Here is a 25,786-nt window from a genome sequence, read left to right as displayed (position 1 = left end):
ACTAGATAAAGTTAGTAGCGGTTCGCTCATAATGGAGTGATAGGAAGGGAGAGTCCCGCATGGTGTACGTAATGAAACAAAGCGGTTGGATTGAAGTAATTTGTGGAAGTATGTTCTCAGGGAAATCAGAAGAATTAATTCGTCGTGTTCGTCGCACGCAGTTTGCTAAGCAAAATGTGCAGGTGTTTAAGCCAGCAATCGATGATCGATATAGTGAAGAAGCGGTTGTATCACATAATGGAACATCAGTTATTGCCCATCCTATATCTATTTCTACTGACATTTTAGATATAGTTAGCGAAGCTACAGATGTAGTGGCAATCGATGAGATTCAATTCTTTGATAATCAAATTGTTGAAGTTGTACAAGCTCTTGCAGATAAAGGGTTTCGTGTCATTGTAGCAGGACTTGATCAAGACTTTCGTGGTGAGCCTTTTGGACATGTACCTCAGCTGATGGCAATAGCTGAATCGGTTACAAAACTGCAAGCTGTTTGTGCATCATGTGGATCTCCAGCAAGTCGTACTCAACGTTTAATTAATGGAGAGCCAGCTTCTTATGATGATCCCATTATACTAGTGGGCGCATCAGAATCTTACGAACCTCGCTGTCGCCATTGTCATGTGGTGAAAAGTTCAAAAGCAGCAAGTAACTTTCAAGAACTAACCAAATAAAAAAGAGACTGGGACATAAGTAGTTCAGCCTCTACTATACCTGAACTATTGAGAGTTCATAACTTTTAATCGTTCAGGTTTTTTTGGTTGATTGTGAAAACAATGTTGGAAACAGGCTGGAATGGAGCGTAGGACACTCGACTCCTGCGGGAAAGAGACGGAAAACTGAGATCCCGCAGCGCAGCGAGGAAGCTCAGGTTCCTCCCCGCGGAAAGCGAGTGACCGTAGCGCAATGGAACGAAGGTGTTGAGACAAATCAAAGAGATGGGAACAGCTAGTGTTTGTCTTTTAGAAGCAATCATTTTGTTATGTCCCAAACTCTTTTTTTTATGGAACTGGATGAAAAGGGAGGAATGTGGAAAACTAACAAGATAGGAGGGGATAGTATGAAACACTTAATTGCAATACTGTTTACCGCTTTTCTTTTAGCCGCATGTAACCAAGGAGACCAGCCCCAAGACACTCAATCAAAAAAAGAGCGAGCTGAGCTTGAAAATTATGAAGAATTTACGGATCAAAACCCTAATTTTTTAAATACAACCAATGAACAAACTGCAGTAAAAGATGATGCTACCAAAATTGAAGAAATTATTAACGTCAAAACTCCTTATAAGGCTGGAAATATTGTTATTAGTGGAAAAGATGCGTGGGTGACAGTATACGTTGGAAAAGAATATAGCGCTCGAGAGAAAAACAAGATTATAAAAGATCTCAATGAGGTTTTATATGAAGGTTTGCCTAGACTTCAATTTCATGTAAACGTCAAGCCATAATCCTTGGTAAAACTCACTTTGTTTTGACTGAATCCATGAGCTATACTATAATTAGAACGTTATGGATAAAAAATGAGGTGAATGACGTGTTTGATCGTTTAGAAGCCGTGGAGGCACGCTATGAGAAGTTGAATGAGCTTCTTAGCGACCCTGAAATCGTAAATGACCCATCTAAATTAAGAGAGTATTCAAAAGAACAATCAGATATACAAGAAACCGTTACGTGTTATCGAGAGTATAAAGAAGTAAAAGAGCAGCTGCAAGATGCAAAAGCAATGCTCGAAGAAAAGCTTGATGCTGATATGCGTGAGATGGTTAAAGAAGAAATTCAAGAGCTAGAGCCGCAAGCAGAAGAATTAGAAGATAAACTTCGCATTCTGTTAATCCCGAAAGATCCAAACGATGACAAAAACGTTATTATGGAGGTTCGTGGTGCTGCAGGAGGCGATGAGGCAGCCTTATTTGCGGGTAACCTATACCGCATGTACTCACGCTTTGCCGAGGCTCAAGGCTGGAAAATTGACGTAATGGAAGCTAATACAACAGGTGTTGGTGGATATAAAGAAATTATTTTCATGATTAACGGTAAAGGTGCTTATTCAAAAATGAAGTTTGAAAACGGCGCACACCGTGTTCAACGTGTACCTGAAACGGAATCAGGTGGACGTATTCATACTTCAACAGCAACAGTTGCATGTCTACCGGAAGCTGAAGAGGTAGAGGTAGAAATTCATGAAAAAGATATTCGTGTTGATACGTTCGCATCTAGTGGACCAGGTGGACAAAGCGTAAATACAACCATGTCAGCTGTTCGTTTAACGCATTTACCTACGGGAACAGTTGTATCGTGTCAAGATGAAAAGTCACAGATTAAGAATAAAGAAAAAGCAATGAAGGTATTACGTGCACGTGTTTATGATAAGTTCCAGCAGGAAGCCCAAGCTGAATACGATGCAAATCGTAAGCAAGCAGTAGGTTCTGGGGATCGTTCAGAGCGTATTCGTACGTATAACTTCCCTCAAAACCGTGTAACGGATCATCGTATTGGTTTAACAATTCAAAAGCTTGATCAAATTCTAGAAGGTAAGCTAGATGAAATCATTGATGCATTAATCATGGAAGATCAAGCGAGAAGAATGGAAGATTCGAATTAACAATGAAAGTTTTTGAAGCCCTAAAATGGGCTTCTTCTTGTTTAAAAGAAGCGCAAAGAGATGAAAATGCTGGTGAGATGTTGTTGCTTCATCACCTTGGCATGACTCGAACTTACCTACTTGCTTCATTGCAAGAAGAAGTCCCAACGGAAATCATGCAAAAATTTCAGCATGATGTTAAAAAACATGTAGCTGGGATACCAGTACAATATCTCATTGGTTCGGAAGAGTTCTATGGAAGAACGTTTCAAGTAAATCAGGAAGTGCTTATACCGCGTCCGGAAACTGAAGAGCTTGTATTAGGCTTAATTGATCGTATGAAACAAAAGTTTGGACACGCTCCAATTCAGGCTGTTGATATTGGAACAGGTAGTGGTGCAATAGGTGTTACACTTGCTTTAGAAGTTCCAACGATAAAAATGACGTGCACAGATATTGCAGAAGAATCGCTAGCAATAGCCAAAGAAAATGCTAAACGCTTGGGTGCGAAGGTTCAATTTTTACATGGAGATTTATTAAAGCCTTTTATTGAGGCATCTCAGCGATTTGATGTTGTCGTGTCTAACCCTCCATACATTCCTGATAGTGACGAACTATCAACCGTTGTGAAGGACTATGAGCCTAATCGAGCTCTTTTTGGTGGTCAAGACGGTTTGAATTTCTATCGACGTTTTATGGAAGAGCTCCCGCTTGTTATTAACAAACAGGGAATTATTGCATTTGAAGTAGGGTTTGGACAAGCTGATGCAGTATCAGATATGTTAAAAAAGCAGTTCCCTAATGCAAAAGTTGAAGTTGTTTTTGATATCAATGGAAAAGATCGAATGGTATTTGCTTCTTTATAAAAATAATAGATTTTAATAAGTTGCTAGTTTAGGATAGAAAATCATTGTCCATACTATCTTGTGAAGGGATGGTGGACATAATGAAAAAACAAGCAATTATTTATTTTCTTTTACTTATTATTGGAGCGAATATCCAAATTCTATATACAAATCAAAAGGTCGAGGCTACTGAGCCGATGGTTATTCCAGATGAAGCAATTCGTTTACGTATTCTTGCAAATAGCGATAGTAAGAAAGACCAGCATGTAAAACGATTAATTAGAGATGAAGTAAATGCACAAATTACTACATGGGTTCAAGAGTTAACGTCAGTGGAAGATGCAAGAGATGTAATTAAAAGCAACTTACCCACATTAGAAGCGATTGCTAAGAAAGTTATGAAAGAACAAGGTATGGATCAGATTATACACGTTGATTTTGGAAAGGTGAGCTTTCCAACCAAGCTATATGGTCAATTGCTTTATCCAGCTGGTGAATATGAAGCAGTTTTAATTACGTTAGGTGAAGGTGAAGGAGCAAACTGGTGGTGCGTACTGTTTCCACCTATGTGCTTTTTAGATTTCTCAAACGGGGAAGCTATTGAATCACCAATGCCTGAAGAAGAGCAGTCTGTGGAAAAGAAAGAAATGATAAAAGCGGTAGCTGAAGAAGTAGAGAAAGTAGATGCTAATCACACTGACCATTCAAACCTTGTTGCATCAACTTCAAATCTGGCACAAGAAGTAGCTGTAAAAGAAGCGAGAAAAGAAAAGCAGCAGGAGCAGTCTAGTAAAAAAGTACAGGAGAAAGAAGAAGAAGTAGAAGTGAAATTCTTTATTGTAGAACTAGCTTCATCTTTATTCAAATGATAGAAAATAAAAGTATATAGTTCTATTTGTTTCTCATATTTCATAGTTTTGTTACTAGAAACTAAAATGAGGTGATGAGAAATGAAGGAACAATTGAAGTTAGCAGAAGTGAAAGATTGTGGGCGAATTCAATCATTCTTAACAAAAGCAGGTATTAGTTCAGAAGGTGTAGCAGAAAGCATTCATCATTTTGTTATTATGGAAGATGAGAATGACGAGCTGTTAGCAACTGTTGGATTTGAAAAAGATGGAGAGTATGGGTTATTACGTTCTCTTGTTGTTTCACCTTCCCTCATGCGATCGGACATTCTATTGTTATTCAAAAGCATTGTACAGCTAGCTAAAAAAAATGATGTTCATCAATTATATTTAGTGACGAACAAGGCTTCGTCCGTACAGTTTTTTTCAATGATGAATTTTCAGCAAATCAGTTACGAAAATTTGCCAGATGGCTTGAAGTATCATTCTTATCTACGAAATCTTTCAAGCTTAGAGCAAGTATATGTAATGACTTATCAAGATTGAATTTCACACATGTGGATAAAGATCATCCACAAAGTTATTAACAAACAAACAAGCTTTATCCACATTTTGTGGATAAAGCTTGTTTGTTGCAACCGTCTATTGATAAAATAAATTAAAATCTTGTATAAATAGTAGGTAATAGAGATGTTTTTACCTATATATAGTTGTACCAATAGGAGTGAATGAAATGAACACAAAAATCTGGTCTGTGGATAAAGAAATGAAAAATCAAGATAGTTATCCACAGATAGAAGAAGCATCTTTGTTGTTAAGAAACCAAGAAGTCGTTGCGTTTCCTACAGAAACAGTCTATGGGTTAGGGGCAGATGCAACCTCTGAACAGGCTGTGGATAAAATTTTCAAAGCGAAAGGTCGTCCGAGTGATAACCCGCTTATTGTACACATTGGTGACGTGGAACAGTTAGATAGTATTGTAGCCGAGGTGTCAGAAACAGCTCGGGAAATAATGCAAGCTTTTTGGCCAGGACCTATTACGCTCATTTTTCCTAAAAAAGGATTTGTAGCAGAGAACGTTACGGCAGGTTTGGATAGCGTTGCCGTCCGAATGCCTTCGCATCCCGTAGCTCTAGCTTTATTAAAAAAAGCAAGTGTACCAGTAGCTGCACCAAGTGCAAACCTATCCGGAAAGCCAAGTCCAACAAGTGCTCAGCATGTTATGAACGATTTGGAAGGTAGAATTAGTGGAATTGTTGATGGTGGAACGACCGGAGTTGGTCTAGAATCTACGGTACTGGATTGTACGGAAGACATCCCAGTCATTTTACGTCCTGGTGGCGTTACAAAAGAACAATTAGAAGCTTTAATTGGAGAAGTAAGGGTAGACCAAGCTCTTAAAGATGAAAAGGAAGCGCCAAAATCTCCAGGAATGAAGTATACACATTATGCTCCTAATGCGCCGCTCATCATTGTGAAAGGTTCAGAGAAATTTTTACAGGAGCAAGTTGAGTATTTTCAAAAACAAGGAAAGAAAGTTGGAGTTTTAACAACCCATGAAAATAAAAACTCTTATCATGCAGATCAGATTTTAACTTGCGGCTATCGAGATAAGTTAGAAACGGTTGCGAGTGAACTTTATCATGTTTTACGTTCTTTTAACGACTATGACGTAGACGTTATTTTAAGTGAAAGCTTTCCTGAGCATGGAGTAGGTCAGGCTTTAATGAATCGGTTAGTGAAAGCGGCTGGTCATCAGTTTATTGTTCAATAATTTTAGATTCATCTTCTAAACCATTTCGTGCGTGCATAAGGTGAAATAGGCACGTCCGAGGAGGTTGAAGATGGATATTTCAGGATTAATTAGTGAACTGATTACATTAGTTATTATGGCATTTGCGTTAGGAATGGACGCCTTTTCGGTCGGACTTGGAATGGGTCTAGTCCGTTTACGCTTTCGCCAAATTTTTTACATCGGAGTAATAATAGGTCTTTTCCATATATGGATGCCCCTTTTGGGTATGTTTATTGGAAAACTGTTGTCTGATAAGCTGGGAATGTTAGCTACATATGGTGGAGGCGTATTACTTCTCATATTAGGAATACAAATGATTTACTCATCCTTCAAGCGTGACGAAGAGCCGTTTATTAAACCTGTAGGATGGGGATTAATGATCTTTGCATTGAGCGTTAGCTTAGATAGTTTTTCTGTGGGCTTAAGCCTTGGGATTTTTGGAGCAAGAACATTTTTAACAATTATGATTTTCGGCGTAGTAAGTATGCTGTTAACATGGTTAGGTCTTTTGCTTGGAAGACGTGTTCAAGGTTGGTTAGGTTCGTACAGTGAAGCGCTAGGGGGAAGCATTCTCCTTGCATTTGGAATCAAGCTTCTTTTTCAATTATAAATAGCTTATTAATTTAATACTCTAAAAAAGCAAGCTCTATTAGCATAGAGCTTGCTTTTTTATGCTTACATTTAATGAAAAGTATCATAGGTCATGGGTGTTGAACTCTTCTATCTATTAAGGATAAAATAAAGGCAATGTAAAAAGGGATTATTAGTAGTAAGATAAGGAGAGATTTTAGATTGAAAAAAGTCTTATTTGTTTGTACAGGAAATACATGTCGAAGTCCTATGGCGGCAGCTTGGTTAAGCAGTCAAAAAAAGCGTGGAATAGAAGTAAAATCAGCTGGTTTATTTGCAATGGACGGTCAACCGATTTCTGCGCATGCAGCAGCAGTTTTAGCGCAGCAAGGTATTGATTCATCGCATACATCATCTAGTATTACAAGAGAAATGTTAGATTGGGCAACTCATATTTTTACTATGACAAGTAGTCATAAACAGATGCTGGCAAACCAAGCTCCAGATACTATAGACAAGCTGTTTACGCTAAAAGAATTTGTAGGTGAAAATGGAGACGTTGTCGACCCTTACGGAGGCGATTTATCTGTTTACCAAATGACATTTGAAGAAATGCAGCAGCTTATTAATCGAGCTATTAAAAAATTAGAAAATTAAAAATGCTAGCTATAAAAGTTACTTTTAATAGCTTATAAGGAGGATCCATTATGAAAGTAGCGATTGCATCAGATCACGGTGGTATAAATATTCGAAAAGAAATTATGCAGTTAATGGAAGAACTAAATGTTGAGTATGTTGACTTAGGCTGTGAGTGCAGTGATTCAGTAGATTATCCAGACTATGCAATTCCAGTTGCTGAAAAAGTAGCAGGTGGAGAGGTTGATAAAGGAATTCTAATTTGTGGAACAGGAATTGGAATGAGTATTGCTGCGAATAAAGTAAAAGGTGTTCGCTGTGCACTTGTCCACGATATGTTTAGCGCAAGGGCGACCAGAGAACATAATGACACAAATGTACTAGCGATGGGTGAGCGTGTGATTGGCCCAGGTTTAGCTAGAGATATTGCTAAGATATGGTTAACAACGGATTTTGAAGGCGGACGTCATGAGAATCGTGTCAACAAAATTAAAGCATATGAAAAGTAAATGATGTAAAGGAGGCGCTTTAGAATGTCTAATGCTCAAGATTGGGCTCGGGAATTAGAAGTTGTGCTAGCAGATTTTTCACAACAGGTAACACTTCAGCAAGATAGTTTGTTTGTAGTTGGTTGCAGTACAAGTGAAGTTGTTGGAGAGCGAATCGGAACATCAGGAACTGAAGAAGCAGCTGAGGTAATCTATGGTAAGCTTCAAGAGTTTGCAAAGGAAAAAGGCATCGATTTAGCGTTTCAATGCTGTGAACATTTAAATCGAGCGCTGGTGGTAGAACGAAAAACTGCGTTAAAGCAAAACTTAGATCTTGTAACGGTTATCCCAGTTCGAAAAGCAGGTGGAGCAATGGCTACGTACGCATATCATCATTTCAATGACCCTGTTATTGTTGAATTTATTAAAGCCGATGCAGGTATTGATATTGGGGATACGTTTATTGGTATGCACTTAAAGCATGTGGCTGTTCCTGTTAGGTGTTCCCTTAAACAAATTGGTCAAGCGCACATGACTATTGCTTATACTCGACCAAAACTAATTGGTGGACCTAGAGCTATTTACGAACGATTGTAAATAAATATATTAATATAATGCACATTTTTTGTTTTTTATTCTAAATAAACCATGTTACAATGTAGATGAATTAATAAAAAACGAACATTGTTCATACGAAACGAAACGAGGAGAGGATTTCGATGGAGAAAAAGTTAGTGCAGCAAGATCCAGCAGTTTATAATGCAATTCAAGATGAATTAGGGCGTCAACGCACAAAAATTGAGTTAATTGCATCAGAAAACTTCGTTACAACGGCAGTAATGGAAGCTCAAGGTTCTGTACTTACAAATAAATATGCAGAAGGTTATCCAGCAAAGCGTTATTATGGTGGCTGCGAGCACGTAGACGTAGTGGAAGACTTAGCTCGTGACCGTGCAAAAGAAATCTTTGGTGCGGAGCATGTGAACGTTCAACCTCACTCAGGTGCTCAAGCAAACATGGCTGTATACTTTACAATTTTAGAGACAGGAGATACGGTTCTTGGTATGAACTTATCTCACGGTGGACATTTAACGCACGGTAGTCCGGTAAACTTCAGCGGTGTGCAGTACAATTTCATTGAATATGGTGTAGATGCAGACACACATCGTATTAACTATGAAGATGTATTAGAAAAAGCACGCACTCATAAACCAAAGCTGATCGTTGCTGGTGCTAGTGCGTACCCTCGTGAAATTGACTTTAAGAAATTCCGTGAAATTGCAGATGAAGTGGGAGCATATTTAATGGTAGACATGGCTCACATTGCTGGACTTGTAGCAGCTGGCCTTCATCCAAACCCGGTTCCACATGCTCATTTCGTTACAACAACTACGCATAAAACATTACGCGGGCCACGTGGTGGAATGATTTTATGTAAAGAAGAATTTGCAAAAGCAATTGATAAATCAATCTTTCCTGGAATCCAAGGTGGACCATTAATGCACGTTATTGCTGCTAAAGCAGTAGCGTTCGGTGAAGCGTTACAAGCTGAATTTAAGCAGTATGCACAAAATATCATCGACAATGCAAATCGCTTAGCAGAAGGGCTAACAAAAGAAGGCTTTAAGTTAGTTTCTGGCGGTACAGATAACCACCTCGTTCTAATTGATGTAAGTTCAATGGGATTAACGGGTAAAGTTGCTGAAAAAGCGTTAGATGAAGTTGGAATTACAACGAATAAAAACACGATTCCTTACGACCAACAAAGTCCATTTGTAACAAGTGGAATTCGTATCGGAACAGCTGCTGTGACAACTCGTGGATTCGGTGCTGAAGAAATGGATGAAATTGCTGCTATCATTGGCTTAACACTAAAGAATATTGATAATGAAGAAAAGTTAGCGGAAGCAACAGCTCGTGTAGAAGCATTAACAAGCAAGTTTGAAATGTATGCATCTTTATAATCTATAAGAAATAGTAAAATGCGAAAAGAAAAGGTGGGGATTTACCCAGCTTTTCTTTTTGTGTCAACGTTTCAAGATGAATGATGTGGTTACACTATTGTTATAGAAAAATATCTATTTTTGGATTAAGCTTGAACTCAAAAATAATTTTCTGTAAAATAGATGCAATGCTTAAGTTATGTTAACGTTATCGTTTTTTTTAAAAAGTAGGTACCATTCAAGCGCTTGAATGGTATTTCAATGTGGACATTTTTAAATTCAAAGGAGAGATTTCAGTGGGCAAAGTATACGTATTCGATCATCCTCTTATTCAACACAAATTAACATACATACGTGATGTAAAAACGGGAACAAAAGAATTCCGTGAGTTAGTAGACGAAGTAGCAAGCTTAATGGCTTTTGAAGCAACTCGTGATTTACCTTTACAAGATGTGGAAATTGAAACGCCAGTATGCAAAACGACTTCAAAAGTAATCGCTGGTAAAAAACTAGGGATTGTACCAATTTTACGTGCAGGTATCGGAATGGTTGATGGTTTCTTAAAATTAATGCCGGCAGCAAAAGTAGGGCATGTTGGCCTGTACCGTGATCCAGAAACACTTCAACCAGTGGAATACTATGTTAAATTACCAAATGATGTAGAAGAGCGTGATTTTATTGTTGTAGATCCGATGCTTGCAACGGGTGGTTCAGCAGTAGAAGCTATTAATTCATTGAAAAAGCGTGGCGCAAAAAACATTAAATTTATGTGCTTAATCGCTTCTCCAGAAGGAGTAGAAATCGTAAAAGAAGCACATCCAGATGTTGATATTTATATCGCAGCTTTAGATGAAAAATTAAATGACCATGGTTATATCGTTCCAGGTTTAGGAGATGCGGGAGACCGTTTATTTGGTACAAAATAATTTCTCAGATACGGGTGATAAATAATGAAGCAACCAGTTAAAGTAATGACGATATTTGGTACTAGACCGGAAGCTATTAAAATGGCGCCACTTGTTCTTGAGCTAAAGAAGCGTCCCAAGGAATTTGAAGCAATTGTGACCGTTACTGCTCAGCACCGTCAAATGCTGGATCAAGTGCTATCCATTTTTGATATCGAACCAGATTATGACTTAAATATTATGAAAGACCGTCAAACATTAATGGATGTAACAACTAGAGGATTAGAAGGTTTAAACGATGTGATGCAAAAAGTAAAGCCGGATATTGTGTTGGTTCATGGAGATACAACAACAACATTTATTGCTGGACTAGCAGCGTTTTATAACCAAATTCCTGTAGGCCATGTAGAAGCAGGTCTTCGCACATGGAATAAATATTCACCTTATCCTGAAGAGATGAATCGCCAGTTGACGGGTGTACTAGCAGATTTACACTTTGCTCCAACAACGAAGTCTTCTGTTAATTTGAAAACAGAAAACAAGAATGAAGAAAACATTTTTGTGACAGGAAACACAGCTATTGATGCGCTAAAAACAACTGTAAAAGATTCGTATGAGCATGAAGTCTTACGTAATCTTGGCAGCGATCGCCTTATCTTATTAACCGCTCACCGTCGTGAAAATTTAGGTGAGCCAATGAAAAATATGTTTAGAGCGGTAAAGCGTATTGTAACTGAACATGATGACGTACAAGTTGTCTATCCTGTGCATCTAAATCCTGTTGTACGTGAAACAGCTAATGATATATTGGGCGATGATGATCGCATTCATCTTATCGAACCGTTAGATGTAATCGACTTCCATAACTTTGCGAATCGAGCACACCTCATTTTAACGGATTCCGGTGGCGTTCAGGAGGAAGCACCTTCTCTTGGTGTACCCGTATTAGTATTGCGTGATACAACGGAGCGTCCAGAGGGCATTGAAGCAGGAACGTTAAAATTAGCTGGCACAGAAGAAGAAACTATTTACAACTTAGCTAAAGAGTTATTAATCGACAAAGCTGTTTATGAAACAATGTCTAAAGCATCTAATCCTTACGGAGACGGCCATGCCTCTGAGCGTATTTGCGATGCGATTAGCTACTACTTTAAACATCGTGAAGAAAGACCTGAAGAATTTAAGCCACTATAAAAAATAAATCTAACACCTCTCACATGAATGCGGTCTCTTTGTGACACGCTATGTAGAGAGGTGTTTTTATGTGGAAAATAACCATTTTATTACTGTCAATGTTTGGAATAAACAGCACAAGCACGTACGGTGAAAGTGTAGAGTTTCCAGATATTCAATCATTTGAAAAACAGGTGCAAAAAACATACATTCTCATGCTGAACGAGCAGAATGTAGCGATTGCCAAACAAGAAATAAAAAAAAAGTATCCAAATGTGAGCATTAACCACGAGTTTCGGGAGGTATTTACAGGGCTATCCGTATCGGGGACTTTATATGACTTACAAAGACTTCGAGAAGAACCTTATATTGATAGTTCGCATGCTTCTGTTTCGTATCATGCAAAAAATGAAGGAAGTGTATCCTACATTGGCAGTGAAAAGGTAAGGGGCATGTTTGATAAGAAAAACCAGCGCTTGACGGGTCGAGGGATAAAGGTTGGAATAATTGATACTGGAATTGACTTTAATCATCCTGATTTAAAGTCAAATTATCGAGGTGGCTATGACGTTGTGGACCAAGATTATTCTCCAATGGAAACAGTAAGCAAGCAAGGAGAACCTACGCTTCATGGTACCCATGTGGCCGGTATTATAGGAGCAAACGGGAAGATGCGCGGAGTAGCACCCGAAGCTGAAATTTATGCCTACCGAGCCCTAGGTCCGGGTGGGTCTGGCTCGTCTGAAAATGTTATTCTAGCTGTTGAAAAAGCAATTCAAGATGGGGTCGATGTCATTAACTTATCGTTAGGAAATGACATTAATGGTCCAGATTTACCTACAAGCTTAGCGTTAAATAAAGCTGTTGAAAAAGGGATCGTAGCAGTAACTTCTAGCGGTAATTCAGGGCCTGGTTTGTGGACCGTAGGCTCTCCTGGAACGGCTCAACAAGCTATTTCGGTTGGTGCTTCAGTTTCTCCGACACGTATTCCATTTATAAAAATGGAAAAGTTATCACAGCAAATTTCTCTATCTCCTTTACCAAATGCCGCGAAGTGGGATATTGATCAGACAATTGTATTAACGGACGCAGGAAGCGGAAGGGAAGTAGCAGATGTTGGAAACAAAGTTGTCCTTATGAAAACAGGAGAAATCTCTCTGTCTAAAAAAATCAGTAAAGCTGAAAAAGCTGGAGCTAAAGCTGTAATTGTATACCATGCTATTAATGGAGTGGTAGACGAGAGTGTAAGTGAATCGTTTTCAATTCCAGTAGTTATGGTTTCGAGTGATGTAGGAGAATCCATAAAGAAAGAAATTCAAAAAGGGAACGCGTATGCATTCGCTTCTATGAAAACTGTAGAAGACATCATTACTCCTTTTAGCTCCAGAGGTCCAGTTACGAGCACTTGGGATATCAAACCTGATGTGGTAGCACCAGGTTACCAAATTAGGAGTACGGTACCGAACGGGTATGAGCCTTTAAATGGAACAAGCATGGCAGCACCTCACGTAGCGGGAGCCTGTGCGTTACTTTTACAGGCTCACCCCAATTGGTCTCCAGAACAAGTAAAAGCGGCACTTATGAGTACGGCAAAGCCAATTCGTAACTTAAAGGGTGAGCTCTATCACTCGTATGAACAAGGAGCAGGAAGAATTCAAGTGGAACGTGCTGTAAAGGCAACAACGCTGTTATCACCTAGCACGCTGTCGTTTGGAGTTTTTGAAGGACAAAGTAACAAAAGGATTAAAATGCGTATTTTTAATGAGGCGAATTACAAAAACGTTTATCATGTTACGCCTCCAACAAAAACGTTTGGAGAAATTTGGAGAGTACCGCTTTCTTTCACATTGAAGCCGAAAGAAACGAAGACCATTGCAGTTGATCTTCAGGTAAACAGCCATCAAAAGAAAAAAGGCATATATGATGGGCGTTTAGAAATTCGTGATTCACGTGAAACAATATCAATACCCTATTTGTATATGGTTGAAAAGCCAAATTATCCTCGTGTTATGGGACTACAGGCCGTACAGGGAAGTGACGAAAAAACGTATCTATACGAATTGTTTTTGCCTGAAGGAGCAGATGAATTTGGCATTGCTGTTTATGACATAGACACCCTTCGGTTTGTCTCTTATTTAGATGTAGATAAAAAACTAGAAAGAGGGATGTTAAAACGGAAAATTCAGCTGCAGGAAGAGTTGCCCAAAGGTGAGTATAAAGTGTTCGCATACGCTAAAAAAGATGGTAAAACAGAGGTAGCAAACGCAGGGCTAGTAATTGATTAAAAGGGCGTAAAACCAAGGTTTTACGCCCTTTTACATTGGTCTTATTTAAATATGAAATATGTGTGGCAAAAATGTGAACATCCCTTTTTAGATTGTGAAGTTTTTAGCTTAAACACATTGACATTAAATATGCGCTATTGTATGCTAACAATGGATATAAATGATAAGGTTTTCAACACTTGAAAATCAAGGTTCGCTTGTGTTTTTGACTAACTGTTTTTAACTTTTTTGGTGATTTATACATAAGCTCGCATATTTTTAGAGTAGAGTATGTAGATTTTTTTGAAAAAAAAGAATTTACCAAAAAGGGGTTTTCTAAATGACTAAGCAAAAACGGCATTCATTACAAGCGATTGCATTGATGTCCACCATTCTTTCTCAGTTAGCAGGTTCCGTATTAATCGGTCTATTTGGTGGCAAATGGATTGATGGAAAAGTTGGGACTGAGCCACTTTTTTTAGTTTTAGGCCTTCTTTTAGGGCTTGCAGTTGGCGTCTATGCCATGCTGCGCACAGTCCGACAATTTTTTTCAGGAGATTAATAATCCATGCAAGAATTGCAACATTTATTTCCAAGACTTCGATCCTACATATTTTATTTACTAGCACTATACGTTCTCGGATGGGGATTTACTCCTTATCAAACCGTGTTTTTAGGCCTGATTTTAGGTACAGCACTCAGTTTGTATAACCTTTGGGTTTTAGTAAGAAGGGCTAAACAGTTTGGACAAGCGCTGGATGAAGGAAAACGACCTCGTTCAGTAGGAACATTTGCAAGGTTTGCAACCGCTGCTCTAGCAGTTGTAATTACAATCTCTTATCCAAATACTTTTCATATTATTGGTGTAGTTATGGGATTAATGACATCCTATCTTGTCATTATCATAGATTTAGTTGTTCAAAATATACGCAGGAGATGGGAAGAGAGGTGAATATAGTTGGGTCATGAATCACCAACTCAAGATTTCTTTGGTCTTACGTTTAATCTCAGTAACATGTTGATGATTACCGTGGCGTCAGTCATTGTGTTTTTAATTGCAGTTTTATGTACTCGTACTTTAGCAATGAAGCCTACAGGTATGCAAAACTTCCTGGAATGGGTATTAGACTTTGTGAAAGGCCTCATTAACAGCACAATGGATTGGAAGACGGGTGGTCGTTTCTTAACATTAGGTGTAACGCTACTAATGTATATCTTTGTCGCCAATATGTTAGGATTACCATTTGCCGTTGTTGTCGATCACGAATTATGGTGGAAATCACCGACTGCTGATCCGACGATTACATTGACTCTAGCAGCAATGGTCGTTGTCTTATCACATTATTATGGTATTAAGATGAAGGGATTTGCAGAATATGGTCGAGATTACTTCAAACCAATGCCTTTTCTATTCCCATTAAAGATTATTGAAGAGTTTGCAAATACGCTAACGCTTGGTCTACGTCTTTTCGGGAATATCTATGCAGGAGAAATTCTGTTAACTTTATTAGCAGGGCTTGCTACAAGTGGTACTGCTCTTGGATTATTTGGGGCAGTTGTGCCAACATTGGCATGGCAAGGCTTCAGTATTTTCGTAGGTGCAATTCAAGCTTTTATCTTTACAATGTTAACAATGGTTTACCTGGCACACAAAGTGAGTCAAGACCATTAATTTATAAAACCTTCGCTCAAGCTTTACCCGTGTTGAGCGAGTTTAAAACATGTTGAAAAAATTCTATTTCACTAAGGGAGGACTTTATAAAATGGGTTTATTAGCAGCTGCAATTGCAATTGGTTTAGCGGCACTAGGTGCTGGTATCGGTAACGGTCTTATCGTATCAAAAACAGTAGAAGGTATCGCTCGCCAACCAGAAGCACGTGGTACATTAACAACGACAATGTTCATCGGGGTTGCATTAGTAGAGGCGATTCCTATTATCGCTGTAGTAATCGCGTTCATGGTTCAAGGTCAATAATCAGTAACTTAAAACGTTTAAAAGTGGCGAAGATCATTCGAAAAGAACCTTCGCCATTGCTTTATGTCTTTAATGAGCAAAATCATAGATGTTAAGTCTTTGAAGGGAGTGAAGCAGCCGTGTCAAATACGTTTGTATTAGGAGCATCAGGCTTTAACGGTGGAGATATTTTATTCCAATTAGTAATGTTCCTTATCTTGCTAGCATTGTTACGTAAGTTCGCGTTTGGTCCAGTAATGGGTATCATGAAACAGCGTGAAGAGCATATTGCAAGTGAAATTGATTCAGCTGAACAGCAGAATCAACAAGCACAGAAGCTTGTTGAGGAGCAGCGCGAGCTGTTAAAACAGTCTCGTGAAGAGGTTCAAGTTTTAATGGAAAACGCAAGAAAATCTGCTGAAGAGAAAAAAGAAGAAATTGTTGCTGCTGCGCGTGAAGAGTCTGAGCGTTTAAAAGCATTAGCAAAACAAGAAATTCAGCAAGAAAAAGATCAAGCAGTTACTGCACTTCGTGAGCAAGTTGCATCATTATCTGTATTAATCGCGTCGAAAGTGATTGAAAAAGAATTGTCAGAGCAAGATCAAGAGAAATTGATCAATGAGTACATTCAAGAAGTAGGGGATGTACGATGAGTCAGTCGGCAGTCGCGAAGCGTTATGCATTAGCTCTTTTTCAATTAGCTTCTGAAAAGCAATCAATCGATGCTTTACAAGAAGAGTTAGACGTAGTGGAAGCAGTTTTCGCTCAAAACGATGATTTAATTGAAGTGTTAACGCATCCAAAAATTTCAACCAACCGAAAAAAAGACTTAGTTCGCCAAACGTTTTCAACGTTGACAGAAACGGTTCAAAATACGCTCCTTTTATTATTAGATCGTCATCGCATCCAAGTAGTAGGGGAGATTACTCGTGAGTATCGTGCTCTTGCAAATGAAGCACGAGGTGTAGCTGCAGCTACAGTATACTCTGTAAAAGCATTATCTTCAGATGAAGAGCGTGCTATTTCTGAAACATTTGCACCAAAAGTAGGAAAGCATTCATTATATATTTCAAATGTAATCGATAAGAGCCTAATCGGCGGCGTGAAGCTTCGCATCGGCAACCGTATTTATGACGGAAGTATTTCCGGAAAATTAGAATCGGTACATCGCGAACTTCTTGCACATAGATCGTAGATAGGGGTGAAATTCATGAGCATCAAAGCTGAAGAAATTAGTGCGCTGATAAAACAGCAAATTGAAAACTATCAGTCTGAGATTAAAGTGAGTGATGTAGGTACTGTTATCCAAGTTGGGGATGGTATCGCACGTGCTCATGGCCTCGACAATGTCATGGCTGGAGAGTTAGTTGAATTTTCAAATGGTGTCATGGGTATGGCACAAAACTTAGAGGAAAACAATGTCGGTATCGTTATCTTAGGACCTTACACTGGAATTCGTGAAGGGGATGAGGTACGTCGTACAGGAAGAATCATGGAAGTTCCTGTAGGGGAACAATTAATTGGTCGTGTTGTAAACTCATTAGGTCAACCTGTAGACGGCTTAGGCCCAATTGGAACAACAAAAACACGTCCAATTGAAAGCCAAGCTCCTGGCGTTATGGATCGTAAATCTGTACATGAGCCACTTCAAACAGGTATTAAAGCGATTGACGCTCTTGTACCAATTGGTCGAGGTCAGCGTGAGCTTATCATTGGTGACCGCCAAACAGGTAAAACATCTGTAGCAATTGATACAATTTTAAATCAAAAAGACCAAGATATGGTTTGTATTTACGTAGCTATTGGGCAAAAAGAGTCAACAGTACGTAACGTAGTAGAGACATTGCGTAAGCATGGAGCGCTTGATTACACAATTGTTGTAACAGCATCTGCTTCTCAACCAGCACCAATGCTGTTCTTAGCACCTTATGCTGGTGTAACAATGGGTGAAGAGTTCATGTATAACGGCAAACACGTACTTGTTATCTATGATGATTTAACAAAACAAGCATCTGCATACCGTGAACTTTCATTATTACTTCGTCGTCCTCCAGGTCGTGAAGCATATCCAGGGGATGTATTCTACTTACATTCTCGTTTATTAGAGCGTGCTGCAAAATTATCAGACGCTAAAGGTGGAGGGTCATTAACAGCTCTTCCATTTATCGAAACACAAGCAGGAGACGTATCTGCTTATATTCCAACAAACGTAATCTCGATTACGGATGGACAGATTTTCTTGCAGTCTGACTTATTCTTCTCAGGTGTACGCCCAGCGATTAACGCAGGTCTTTCAGTATCACGTGTAGGTGGATCAGCTCAGATTAAAGCGATGAAGAAAGTAGCTGGAACGCTGCGTTTGGATTTAGCATCTTATCGTGAGCTTGAATCATTTGCTCAGTTTGGATCAGACCTTGACCAAGCTACACAAGCCAAGCTTAACCGTGGTGCACGTACAGTAGAAGTATTAAAACAAGGCTTACACAAGCCGCTTCGTGTAGAAAAACAAGTAGCGATTTTATATGCGTTAACAAAAGGCTTCTTAGATGATGTGCCAGTTGCTGATATCACTCGTTTCGAAGATGAGTACTTAGCATGGTTAGATTCAAATCGTAAAGAAGTTCTTGAAACAATTCGTACAACTGGTGGACTGCCTGAAGATGGTGCATTTGAGTCTGCTCTTGAAGTGTTCAAGAAAACATTTGTAGCATCTGAGTAATCGTTAATTTTGTCAAAATGGTATGTTAAGACAAGCTTTTATTAAGGTAAAGGTGAACTTATGTTCACCTTTCATACCACGTGATCTTCTAAAACAAGGTGGTGAAACCTGTGGCATCATTACGTGATATACAAACGAGAATTACATCAACGAAAAAAACGAGTCAAATTACAAAAGCAATGGAAATGGTTTCAGCTGCAAAGTTAAACCGTGCCGAGCAGAACGCTAAGTCTTTTGTTCCTTATATGGAAAAGATTCAAGAAGTAGTTGCAAGCGTAGCAGGAGGCAGTAAAGGCGCTGCACATCCAATGTTAACGGCTCGTCTTATTAAGAAAACGGGATACATTGTCATTACTTCGGATCGTGGCTTAGCGGGAGCTTATAATAGTAACGTTTTGCGTGCTGTCTCACAAGCAATTGAAAAACGTCATACATCTCCAGATGAGTATGGTGTAATTGCAATTGGGAAAGTCGGGCGTGACTTCTTTATAAAGCGTGGTATTCCAGTGTTTTTAGAAATTACTGGTCTATCCGACCAACCATCTTTTGCTGATATTCAAGGAATTACTTCGCAAACGGTGCATATGTTTGCGGACGGTACATTTGATGAATTGTATTTGTACTATAATCATTTTATTAATACAATCTCTCAAGAAGTAACGGAAAAGAAGCTGTTGCCGTTAGCTGACTTAGCTCCAACAGGAAAGCTTGTATCCTATGAATTCGAGCCTTCTCAAGAAGAGATATTAGAAGTGCTATTGCCGCAATATGCAGAAAGCCTTATTTATGGTGGCTTACTGGATGGAAAAGCAAGTGAGCACGCAGCGCGTATGACAGCGATGAAAAATGCAACGGATAATGCAAAAGACCTTATTAATAATCTTACCCTATCATATAACCGTGCTCGTCAAGCAGCAATCACGCAAGAAATTACGGAGATTGTTGGTGGAGCAGCGGCTCTAGAATAGAAATAAGACTTGAAAAGCAAGTTAGGAGGGAACACGATGGCAAAAGGACGCGTTACTCAAATCATGGGTCCAGTTGTAGACGTAAAGTTTGACAGCGGACACCTTCCAGCAATCTATAACGCCCTTAAAATTTCTCATAAACCTGTTAGTGAAAGTGAAGTAGCAATCGAATTAACATTAGAAGTTGCGATTCACTTAGGTGATAATACAGTTCGTGCAGTAGCAATGTCTTCAACTGATGGATTAGTTCGTGGACTAGAAGTAGAAGATACAGGAGCACCAATTTCTGTACCAGTTGGTGATGTAACTTTAGGTCGTGTGTTTAACGTATTAGGTGAGCATATCGATTTAGATGGACCAATCAGTGCGGGAGTTCGTCGTGATCCCATTCACCGCGAAGCACCAAAATTTGAAAATTTATCTACACAAGCTGAAATTCTCGAAACAGGAATTAAAGTAGTTGACCTTTTAGCTCCTTATATTAAAGGTGGTAAAATCGGTTTGTTCGGTGGAGCCGGTGTAGGTAAAACTGTACTTATCCAAGAGTTAATCAATAACATCGCACAAGAGCACGGCGGTATCTCAGTATTCGCAGGTGTAGGTGAACGTACTCGTGAGGGGAACGATCTATACCACGAAATGACAGATTCTGGCGTTATTAAAAAGACGGCGATGGTATTTGGTCAAATGAACGAACCACCTGGAGCACGTCAACGTGTTGCATTAACTGGTTTAACAATGGCTGAATATTTCCGTGATGAGCAAGGACAAGACGTTCTGTTCTTTATCGACAACATCTTCCGCTTTACACAAGCCGGTTCAGAAGTATCAGCCCTACTTGGTCGTATGCCTTCAGCGGTAGGTTACCAACCTACACTAGCAACGGAAATGGGTCAATTGCAAGAGCGTATCACATCTACGAGCGTTGGTTCTGTAACATCAATCCAAGCGATTTATGTACCAGCCGATGACTATACGGATCCAGCTCCTGCAACGACGTTTGCTCACTTAGATGCAACAACTAACCTAGAGCGTAAGCTATCTGAAATGGGTATTTACCCAGCGGTAGATCCATTAGCTTCGACTTCTCGTGCGCTTTCTCCTGAAATCGTAGGTGAAGAGCATTATAATGTTGCACGTCAAGTTCAGCAAACATTACAGCGCTATAAAGAATTACAAGATATTATTGCAATCCTAGGTATGGACGAGTTATCTGATGAAGATAAACTTGTTGTCCAACGTGCTCGTCGTGTTCAATTCTTCTTATCTCAAAACTTCCACGTTGCGGAGCAATTTACTGGTCAGAAAGGTTCATATGTACCAGTTAAAGAAACGGTTCAAGGATTTAAAGAAATCCTTGAAGGTAAATATGATCATTTACCAGAAGATGCTTTCCGTCTAGTAGGACGTATTGAAGAAGTAGTTGAAAAAGCGAAAAGCATGGGAGTAGAAGTATAATATAGGGACATAGGAGGTTTTTTGAATGAAGACAATCCATGTCAGTGTAGTCACTCCTGATGGCCCAGTTTACGATTCGGAAGTGGAAATGGTCAGTGCCAAAGCCCAAAGTGGTGAACTCGGTATCTTACATGGACATATTCCGATGGTAGCTCCATTACAAATTGGAGCCGTCCGCTTGAAAAAAGGAAGCAGCAGTGATGAAGTTGTAGCTGTTAGTGGAGGCTTTCTTGAAGTAAGACCTGACAAAGTAACAATCTTAGCACAGGCAGCAGAAACGTCAGATATGATTGATGTTTCTCGTGCAGAAGAAGCAAAAAATAGAGCGGAAACACGACTGCAAAGCAAGCAGGATGACGTTGATTTTAAACGTGCTGAGTTAGCTTTAAAGCGTGCTTTAAATCGCATAGAAGTTACTAAACAGAAAATGTAATAACAAAGAGACTGAGACATAAGTAGTTCAGCCTCTACTATACCTGAACGATTGAGAGTTCATAACTTTTAATCGTTCAGGTTTTTCTGGTTGATTGTGAAAACAATGTTGGAAACAGGGTGGAATGGAGCGTAGGACACTCGACTCCTGCGGGAAAGAGAGGGAAAACTGAGATCCCGCAGCGCAGCGAGGAAGCTCAGGTTCCTCCCCGCGGAAAGCTAGTGGCCGTAGCGCAATGGAACGAACGTGTTCAGACAAATCAAAGAGATAGGAACAGCTAGTGTTCGTCTTTTAGAAGCCATCATTTTGTTATGTCCCAAACTCTTTTTATATAAACAAGAGGGTTAATTTAGTTAAAATATGTAAATTAAGTTATATAGAGGTAAATCTTTGCACATTGCGCTCGACTGTGATTAAATGAGATAGTGGCTCTTCTTTGTTGTTTATCATTATGCTAAGGAGGTGTGATCATGCTAATTGGTGGTATTGGTCCGCAGGCGCTATTAGCGATGGTTTCTCACCTTATTTTTATTGTAATTACATGGTATGCGCTTCAAGGTTTTCAGATTGAGAAATTAATGAAGCCAAATCGTGTAGTACAAGCAAGAATCATGTTAATCTTGCTTACCATTACAATCGCGTCCACGGTTAGTAATTTCTTTTTGGATTACTTATTCTGGTCGCAGCGAATTCCTTCCTTATTTCAATAGAAAATAGTTCTTCCCTCTTAAAAGGCTGTCTAAAAATGACGACGAAACAGGTGTATTCATCTGGTTAATTTGGACAGGCTGATAGTAAGAAGAGGGAGTGAGGAAATGGGAAAAAAAATTAGTGTCTTTTTGGCTATTTTCATTGTAGGTGTAATCGTATATTATGGAAGTTACGTGACCAATGCACAAGCTTCAAATTCAACGCTTGAAAAAATGGTTAACGTCTTAAATAAAGAAGCTGTAGAGATGAAAGAATGGTCATTGTATGCACGTGAAGAAGCTACAGACGTTACTAGTCTAGTAAACTTCCAAATGAAATCAAAACAGCTTCAAACTAAATATAAAGGTTTTAAATGGGACATTAAAAGGGAAAACGGTGTATGGAAAGCTAAAGGTACAAGACAAGCGGGATCTGTGAAAGAATTGATTATGTTAACCTATACGGGAGATAAAAAAAGCACAGGTGGATATATCTCATATGAGTTAATAGGACAAGAATTCACGACTCAAAATGTCAGCGATGCCGAGGGGATTTTTAAAGACAATTATGAGAAACTTTTCCTAACAAATCCATTAATTTTCTCTTGTATAAAAGGTGAAATAAATGATAAGATGAAAAGTGTTTTGTCTTTACAAGTCAAGCAATTACTAACAGCATTCAATGCCCAGCAGATTGAATCGCTAATGGAAGAGTCATTTGTATCAGTATCAGCATATACTGGACTGTGGGAAGAAGCTCTTTCAAGTCAACAACAGGAAATGAACTTACAAATTGCATTACGCAAGACAGGAATGGGCGGCCAAACAACCCTGGTTGTTGGCACACCTATTATTACGTCTGAATATTAATATATAGAAAATGGACGCGGAGGGGAATACCTTGGAAAAAATCATCGTCCGCGGTGGAAATAGATTAAACGGTACAGTAAAAGTAGAAGGTGCAAAGAATGCCGTTTTACCTATTATCACTGCAACATTATTAGCTAGTGATGGAAAAAGCATTTTAAATGATGTACCAGCTCTCTCCGATGTATTTACGATTGGCGAAGTTTTAAGACATCTGAATGCAGAAGTGGATTTTGAAACAAATCGTGTAGTTGTAGATGCATCAAGAGAATTAGAAACAGATGCACCTTTTGAGTATGTAAGAAAAATGCGAGCATCTGTATTAGTAATGGGTTCTTTATTAGCCCGTACTGGTAAAGCGCGTGTTGCATTACCAGGTGGATGTGCAATTGGTTCTCGTCCAATTGATCAGCACCTTAAAGGCTTTGAAGCAATGGGCGCAAAAGTTACGGTTGGAAACGGCTTTATCTATGCTGAAGTTGAAGGAAGATTACAAGGTGCAAAGATTTATTTAGATTTCCCAAGTGTAGGTGCTACTGAAAATATCATGATGGCAGCAACGCTTGCTGAAGGTACAACAATTATTGAAAACGTAGCAAAAGAGCCTGAAATTGTGGATTTAGCAAACTTCTTAAATGCGATGGGCGCGAAAGTACGTGGGGCTGGAACTGGTACAATCCGAATTGAAGGTGTTAACAAATTATATGGTGCCGAACATTCAATTATTCCGGATCGCGTTGAAGCGGGTACGTTTATGGTAGCAGCGGCAATTACAGGTGGAGATGTGCTTGTACGCGGTGCTGTATCTGAACATTTGAGCTCGTTGATAGCGAAGATGGAAGAAATGGGTGTCAAGATTATTGAAGAAGGCGATGGACTGCGTGTTATTGGGCCAGAGAAATTAAAGCCTGTTGATATTAAAACGATGCCACATCCTGGCTTCCCAACAGATATGCAATCTCAAATGATGGCATTATTATTAGCAGCTGAAGGCACAAGTATGATTACAGAAACAGTTTTCGAAAATCGCTTTATGCATGTCGAAGAGTTTCGTCGTATGAATGCAGATATTAAAATTGAAGGTCGTTCTGTTATTATTAATGGTCCTTCAAAATTACAAGGCGCAGAAGTGGCAGCAACGGATTTACGTGCAGCAGCAGCATTAACGCTTGCTGGCTTAGTAGCTGATGGCTATACGCGCGTTACTGAATTAAAGCATCTAGATCGTGGCTATGTGAACTTCCACCAAAAGCTAGCAGGATTAGGTGCTGATATTGAACGTGTAAATGATAAAACGCATCAAGTTGAAATATCGCAACAAGTGTCTGATGTAAATATGTAAAAAAAAGTATCTCGCTTTGTCGAGATACTTTTTTTTATGGACAAATTTAGAAAAGGTTTTGGAGTGTCATAAAAGCTTGTCCCTATCCATAAATATGAACTATAAGGATTGTTGAGTTCCTTGATAAATTCATAGATATGGAGGCTCTGTATACATGAAGCAAATAAAGCCAATGATTATTCTCGCAGCGATCTTCTTTCTCGTCATTCTTTTAATTCCAACTTTATTGGTGATACCTTTTATTGAAAAGGAAAGCGAGCCATTAACGAATGAAGAGAATAAAAAAGCGGAGCAGTCTGAGGTACAGAAATCACCTGGCTCACAGTTAGATGTTGATGTGGGCGTATACCGCTCTCAGTCAGAGCAGGTAGAGACACTACCTCTAGAAGAGTACCTAGTGGGCGTGGTAGCGGCTGAAATGCCTGCAGAATTTGAATTGGAAGCATTAAAAGCGCAAAGTCTAGCAGCACGCACTTACACTGTTCAAAAGCTTATGAATAGAGCAAATGCGGGCTTACCAGAAGGTGCAGACATTACAGATACTGTTAACGATCAAGTATATTTAAGTGAAAAAGAATTAAAGAAGCATTGGGGAAAAGAATATGAGTGGAAAATCAAAAAAGTGAAAGAAGCGGTTAAAAAAACGCAAGGACAAATCTTGACGTATAACAATAAGCCCATTGATGCCACGTTCTTTTCAACTAGCAATGGCTATACAGAAAACTCAGAGTCGGTGTGGTCAAATTCTATTCCTTATTTAAAGAGCGTAGAGAGTCATTGGGATACGAAATCACCTAAGTTTAAAAATGAAAAGATGATGTCTATTTCAGAGTTTGAACAGAAACTAGGCGTCAATATTTCACAGTCTACTGATATAGGTGATATTATTTCAAAAACGCCTGGAAAAAGAGTAGACTATGTGAAGGTTGGCGATAAAAAGATAGCTGGGACTGTGGTGCGTAATAAACTAAACCTGTCTTCAGCTGATTTTACATGGAAACGTGAAAATGATCATATTGTCATTGAAACCAAGGGGTATGGACATGGGATTGGTATGAGTCAATACGGTGCTAACGGTATGGCTATGGAGGGTAAATCTTATAAAGATATTGTGACACATTATTATACAGGAGTAGCAATTGCAGGTTCAGACCAGTATGTTGCACAGTTAACAGCTAAAAAATAAACAGTAAAGTTTACTTTAGGCAAAAATCTAGAGTAAGCTTTTTTTTAGGGAAAATAAATCACTGTGTGTATATTTTTAAAACCTTTGTCGAAAAATAATCGAAAAAAACTTTTAGGTTGTGT

29 protein-coding genes are annotated in these 25,786 nt (G+C 39.0%); all 29 read left to right on the top strand.

Annotation, left to right across the window (positions count from 1 at the left end; genetic code table 11):
- Window positions 1-62: 62 nt before the first annotated feature.
- The 29 genes from A2U94_RS05915 (at window position 63) to spoIID (ending at window position 25,664) form a co-directional block, all read left to right on the top strand.
- Window positions 63-674, top strand: a complete 612-nt coding sequence (locus tag A2U94_RS05915; protein WP_025908739.1) for a thymidine kinase — start codon at window positions 63-65, stop codon at window positions 672-674.
- A 386-nt stretch (window positions 675-1,060) separates the two neighbouring features.
- Window positions 1,061-1,447: a hypothetical protein gene (locus tag A2U94_RS05910; protein WP_025908740.1), complete on the top strand. Its 387-nt coding sequence runs from the start codon at window positions 1,061-1,063 to the stop codon at window positions 1,445-1,447.
- Between the two features lie 86 nt (window positions 1,448-1,533).
- Window positions 1,534-2,601, top strand: a complete 1,068-nt coding sequence (prfA, locus tag A2U94_RS05905; protein WP_025908741.1) for a peptide chain release factor 1 — start codon at window positions 1,534-1,536, stop codon at window positions 2,599-2,601.
- Between the two features lie 2 nt (window positions 2,602-2,603).
- A complete protein-coding gene (prmC, locus tag A2U94_RS05900) occupies window positions 2,604-3,446 on the top strand; it encodes a peptide chain release factor N(5)-glutamine methyltransferase (RefSeq protein WP_025908742.1) in 843 nt (280 codons plus the stop codon).
- A gap of 80 nt (window positions 3,447-3,526) precedes the next feature.
- Window positions 3,527-4,294 carry a stage II sporulation protein R gene (gene spoIIR, locus A2U94_RS05895; RefSeq protein ID WP_025908743.1) on the top strand — a complete coding sequence of 256 codons (768 nt, stop codon included), beginning with the start codon at window positions 3,527-3,529 and terminating at the stop codon, window positions 4,292-4,294.
- 81 nt (window positions 4,295-4,375) lie between these two features.
- Window positions 4,376-4,819 carry a GNAT family N-acetyltransferase gene (locus A2U94_RS05890; protein WP_025908744.1) on the top strand — a complete coding sequence of 148 codons (444 nt, stop codon included), beginning with the start codon at window positions 4,376-4,378 and terminating at the stop codon, window positions 4,817-4,819.
- A gap of 187 nt (window positions 4,820-5,006) precedes the next feature.
- Window positions 5,007-6,047 (top strand): L-threonylcarbamoyladenylate synthase, encoded by a 1,041-nt coding sequence (locus A2U94_RS05885; protein ID WP_025908745.1) that lies wholly within the window; start codon window positions 5,007-5,009, stop codon window positions 6,045-6,047.
- Window positions 6,048-6,117: 70 nt separating this feature from the next.
- Window positions 6,118-6,678: a manganese efflux pump MntP gene (locus tag A2U94_RS05880; protein ID WP_035320296.1), complete on the top strand. Its 561-nt coding sequence runs from the start codon at window positions 6,118-6,120 to the stop codon at window positions 6,676-6,678.
- Between the two features lie 182 nt (window positions 6,679-6,860).
- Window positions 6,861-7,295: a low molecular weight protein arginine phosphatase gene (locus A2U94_RS05875; protein WP_025908747.1), complete on the top strand. Its 435-nt coding sequence runs from the start codon at window positions 6,861-6,863 to the stop codon at window positions 7,293-7,295.
- Between the two features lie 50 nt (window positions 7,296-7,345).
- Complete coding sequence (gene rpiB / locus A2U94_RS05870; protein WP_025908748.1) at window positions 7,346-7,783, top strand: ribose 5-phosphate isomerase B; 438 nt, start codon at window positions 7,346-7,348, stop codon at window positions 7,781-7,783.
- Between the two features lie 24 nt (window positions 7,784-7,807).
- Window positions 7,808-8,359, top strand: coding sequence for a TIGR01440 family protein (locus A2U94_RS05865; RefSeq protein ID WP_025908749.1), 552 nt, complete (start codon window positions 7,808-7,810; stop codon window positions 8,357-8,359).
- A 122-nt stretch (window positions 8,360-8,481) separates the two neighbouring features.
- Window positions 8,482-9,726 carry a serine hydroxymethyltransferase gene (glyA, locus tag A2U94_RS05860; protein ID WP_025908750.1) on the top strand — a complete coding sequence of 415 codons (1,245 nt, stop codon included), beginning with the start codon at window positions 8,482-8,484 and terminating at the stop codon, window positions 9,724-9,726.
- 275 nt (window positions 9,727-10,001) lie between these two features.
- Entirely contained in the window at window positions 10,002-10,631 is a 630-nt protein-coding gene (gene upp, locus A2U94_RS05855; RefSeq protein WP_025908751.1) for a uracil phosphoribosyltransferase, read from the top strand.
- Window positions 10,632-10,655: 24 nt separating this feature from the next.
- Window positions 10,656-11,804: a non-hydrolyzing UDP-N-acetylglucosamine 2-epimerase gene (gene wecB, locus A2U94_RS05850; protein WP_025908752.1), complete on the top strand. Its 1,149-nt coding sequence runs from the start codon at window positions 10,656-10,658 to the stop codon at window positions 11,802-11,804.
- Between the two features lie 68 nt (window positions 11,805-11,872).
- Window positions 11,873-14,068: a S8 family serine peptidase gene (locus tag A2U94_RS05845; protein ID WP_025908753.1), complete on the top strand. Its 2,196-nt coding sequence runs from the start codon at window positions 11,873-11,875 to the stop codon at window positions 14,066-14,068.
- A gap of 319 nt (window positions 14,069-14,387) precedes the next feature.
- Window positions 14,388-14,609: an AtpZ/AtpI family protein gene (locus A2U94_RS05840; protein WP_025908754.1), complete on the top strand. Its 222-nt coding sequence runs from the start codon at window positions 14,388-14,390 to the stop codon at window positions 14,607-14,609.
- A gap of 6 nt (window positions 14,610-14,615) precedes the next feature.
- Window positions 14,616-14,999 (top strand): ATP synthase subunit I, encoded by a 384-nt coding sequence (locus tag A2U94_RS05835; protein ID WP_025908755.1) that lies wholly within the window; start codon window positions 14,616-14,618, stop codon window positions 14,997-14,999.
- 6 nt (window positions 15,000-15,005) lie between these two features.
- Window positions 15,006-15,719, top strand: a complete 714-nt coding sequence (gene atpB / locus A2U94_RS05830; RefSeq protein ID WP_025908756.1) for a F0F1 ATP synthase subunit A — start codon at window positions 15,006-15,008, stop codon at window positions 15,717-15,719.
- Window positions 15,720-15,810: 91 nt separating this feature from the next.
- Window positions 15,811-16,023 (top strand): F0F1 ATP synthase subunit C, encoded by a 213-nt coding sequence (gene atpE / locus A2U94_RS05825; RefSeq protein WP_025908757.1) that lies wholly within the window; start codon window positions 15,811-15,813, stop codon window positions 16,021-16,023.
- A 119-nt stretch (window positions 16,024-16,142) separates the two neighbouring features.
- Entirely contained in the window at window positions 16,143-16,655 is a 513-nt protein-coding gene (gene atpF / locus A2U94_RS05820) for a F0F1 ATP synthase subunit B (RefSeq protein ID WP_025908758.1), read from the top strand.
- Window positions 16,652-17,197, top strand: a complete 546-nt coding sequence (locus tag A2U94_RS05815; RefSeq protein ID WP_025908759.1) for a F0F1 ATP synthase subunit delta — start codon at window positions 16,652-16,654, stop codon at window positions 17,195-17,197. The genes atpF and A2U94_RS05815 overlap by 4 nt, the downstream gene beginning before the upstream one ends.
- Before the next feature lie 15 nt (window positions 17,198-17,212).
- Window positions 17,213-18,721: a F0F1 ATP synthase subunit alpha gene (gene atpA, locus A2U94_RS05810; protein ID WP_025908760.1), complete on the top strand. Its 1,509-nt coding sequence runs from the start codon at window positions 17,213-17,215 to the stop codon at window positions 18,719-18,721.
- 110 nt (window positions 18,722-18,831) lie between these two features.
- Window positions 18,832-19,689 carry a F0F1 ATP synthase subunit gamma gene (locus A2U94_RS05805; protein ID WP_025908761.1) on the top strand — a complete coding sequence of 286 codons (858 nt, stop codon included), beginning with the start codon at window positions 18,832-18,834 and terminating at the stop codon, window positions 19,687-19,689.
- Between the two features lie 36 nt (window positions 19,690-19,725).
- Entirely contained in the window at window positions 19,726-21,147 is a 1,422-nt protein-coding gene (gene atpD, locus A2U94_RS05800) for a F0F1 ATP synthase subunit beta (protein ID WP_025908762.1), read from the top strand.
- 25 nt (window positions 21,148-21,172) lie between these two features.
- Window positions 21,173-21,580, top strand: a complete 408-nt coding sequence (locus A2U94_RS05795) for a F0F1 ATP synthase subunit epsilon (RefSeq protein WP_025908763.1) — start codon at window positions 21,173-21,175, stop codon at window positions 21,578-21,580.
- 470 nt (window positions 21,581-22,050) lie between these two features.
- Window positions 22,051-22,290 carry a DUF1146 family protein gene (locus tag A2U94_RS05790; protein WP_025908764.1) on the top strand — a complete coding sequence of 80 codons (240 nt, stop codon included), beginning with the start codon at window positions 22,051-22,053 and terminating at the stop codon, window positions 22,288-22,290.
- A 105-nt stretch (window positions 22,291-22,395) separates the two neighbouring features.
- Window positions 22,396-23,139: a YwmB family TATA-box binding protein gene (locus A2U94_RS05785; RefSeq protein ID WP_025908765.1), complete on the top strand. Its 744-nt coding sequence runs from the start codon at window positions 22,396-22,398 to the stop codon at window positions 23,137-23,139.
- 31 nt (window positions 23,140-23,170) lie between these two features.
- On the top strand, window positions 23,171-24,478 hold the full coding sequence (gene murA, locus A2U94_RS05780) for a UDP-N-acetylglucosamine 1-carboxyvinyltransferase (protein ID WP_025908766.1): 1,308 nt from the start codon (window positions 23,171-23,173) through the stop codon (window positions 24,476-24,478).
- A gap of 154 nt (window positions 24,479-24,632) precedes the next feature.
- Window positions 24,633-25,664, top strand: coding sequence for a stage II sporulation protein D (gene spoIID, locus A2U94_RS05775; RefSeq protein WP_025908767.1), 1,032 nt, complete (start codon window positions 24,633-24,635; stop codon window positions 25,662-25,664).
- Window positions 25,665-25,786 lie beyond the last annotated feature (122 nt).

This window comes from Bacillus sp. VT 712 (assembly GCF_001614195.1).
Classification (GTDB): Bacteria; Bacillota; Bacilli; order Bacillales; family Bacillaceae_H; genus Priestia; species Priestia flexa.
Note: the sequence above shows the minus strand (reverse complement) of the source record. Positions and strands in the feature narration are given on the sequence as shown.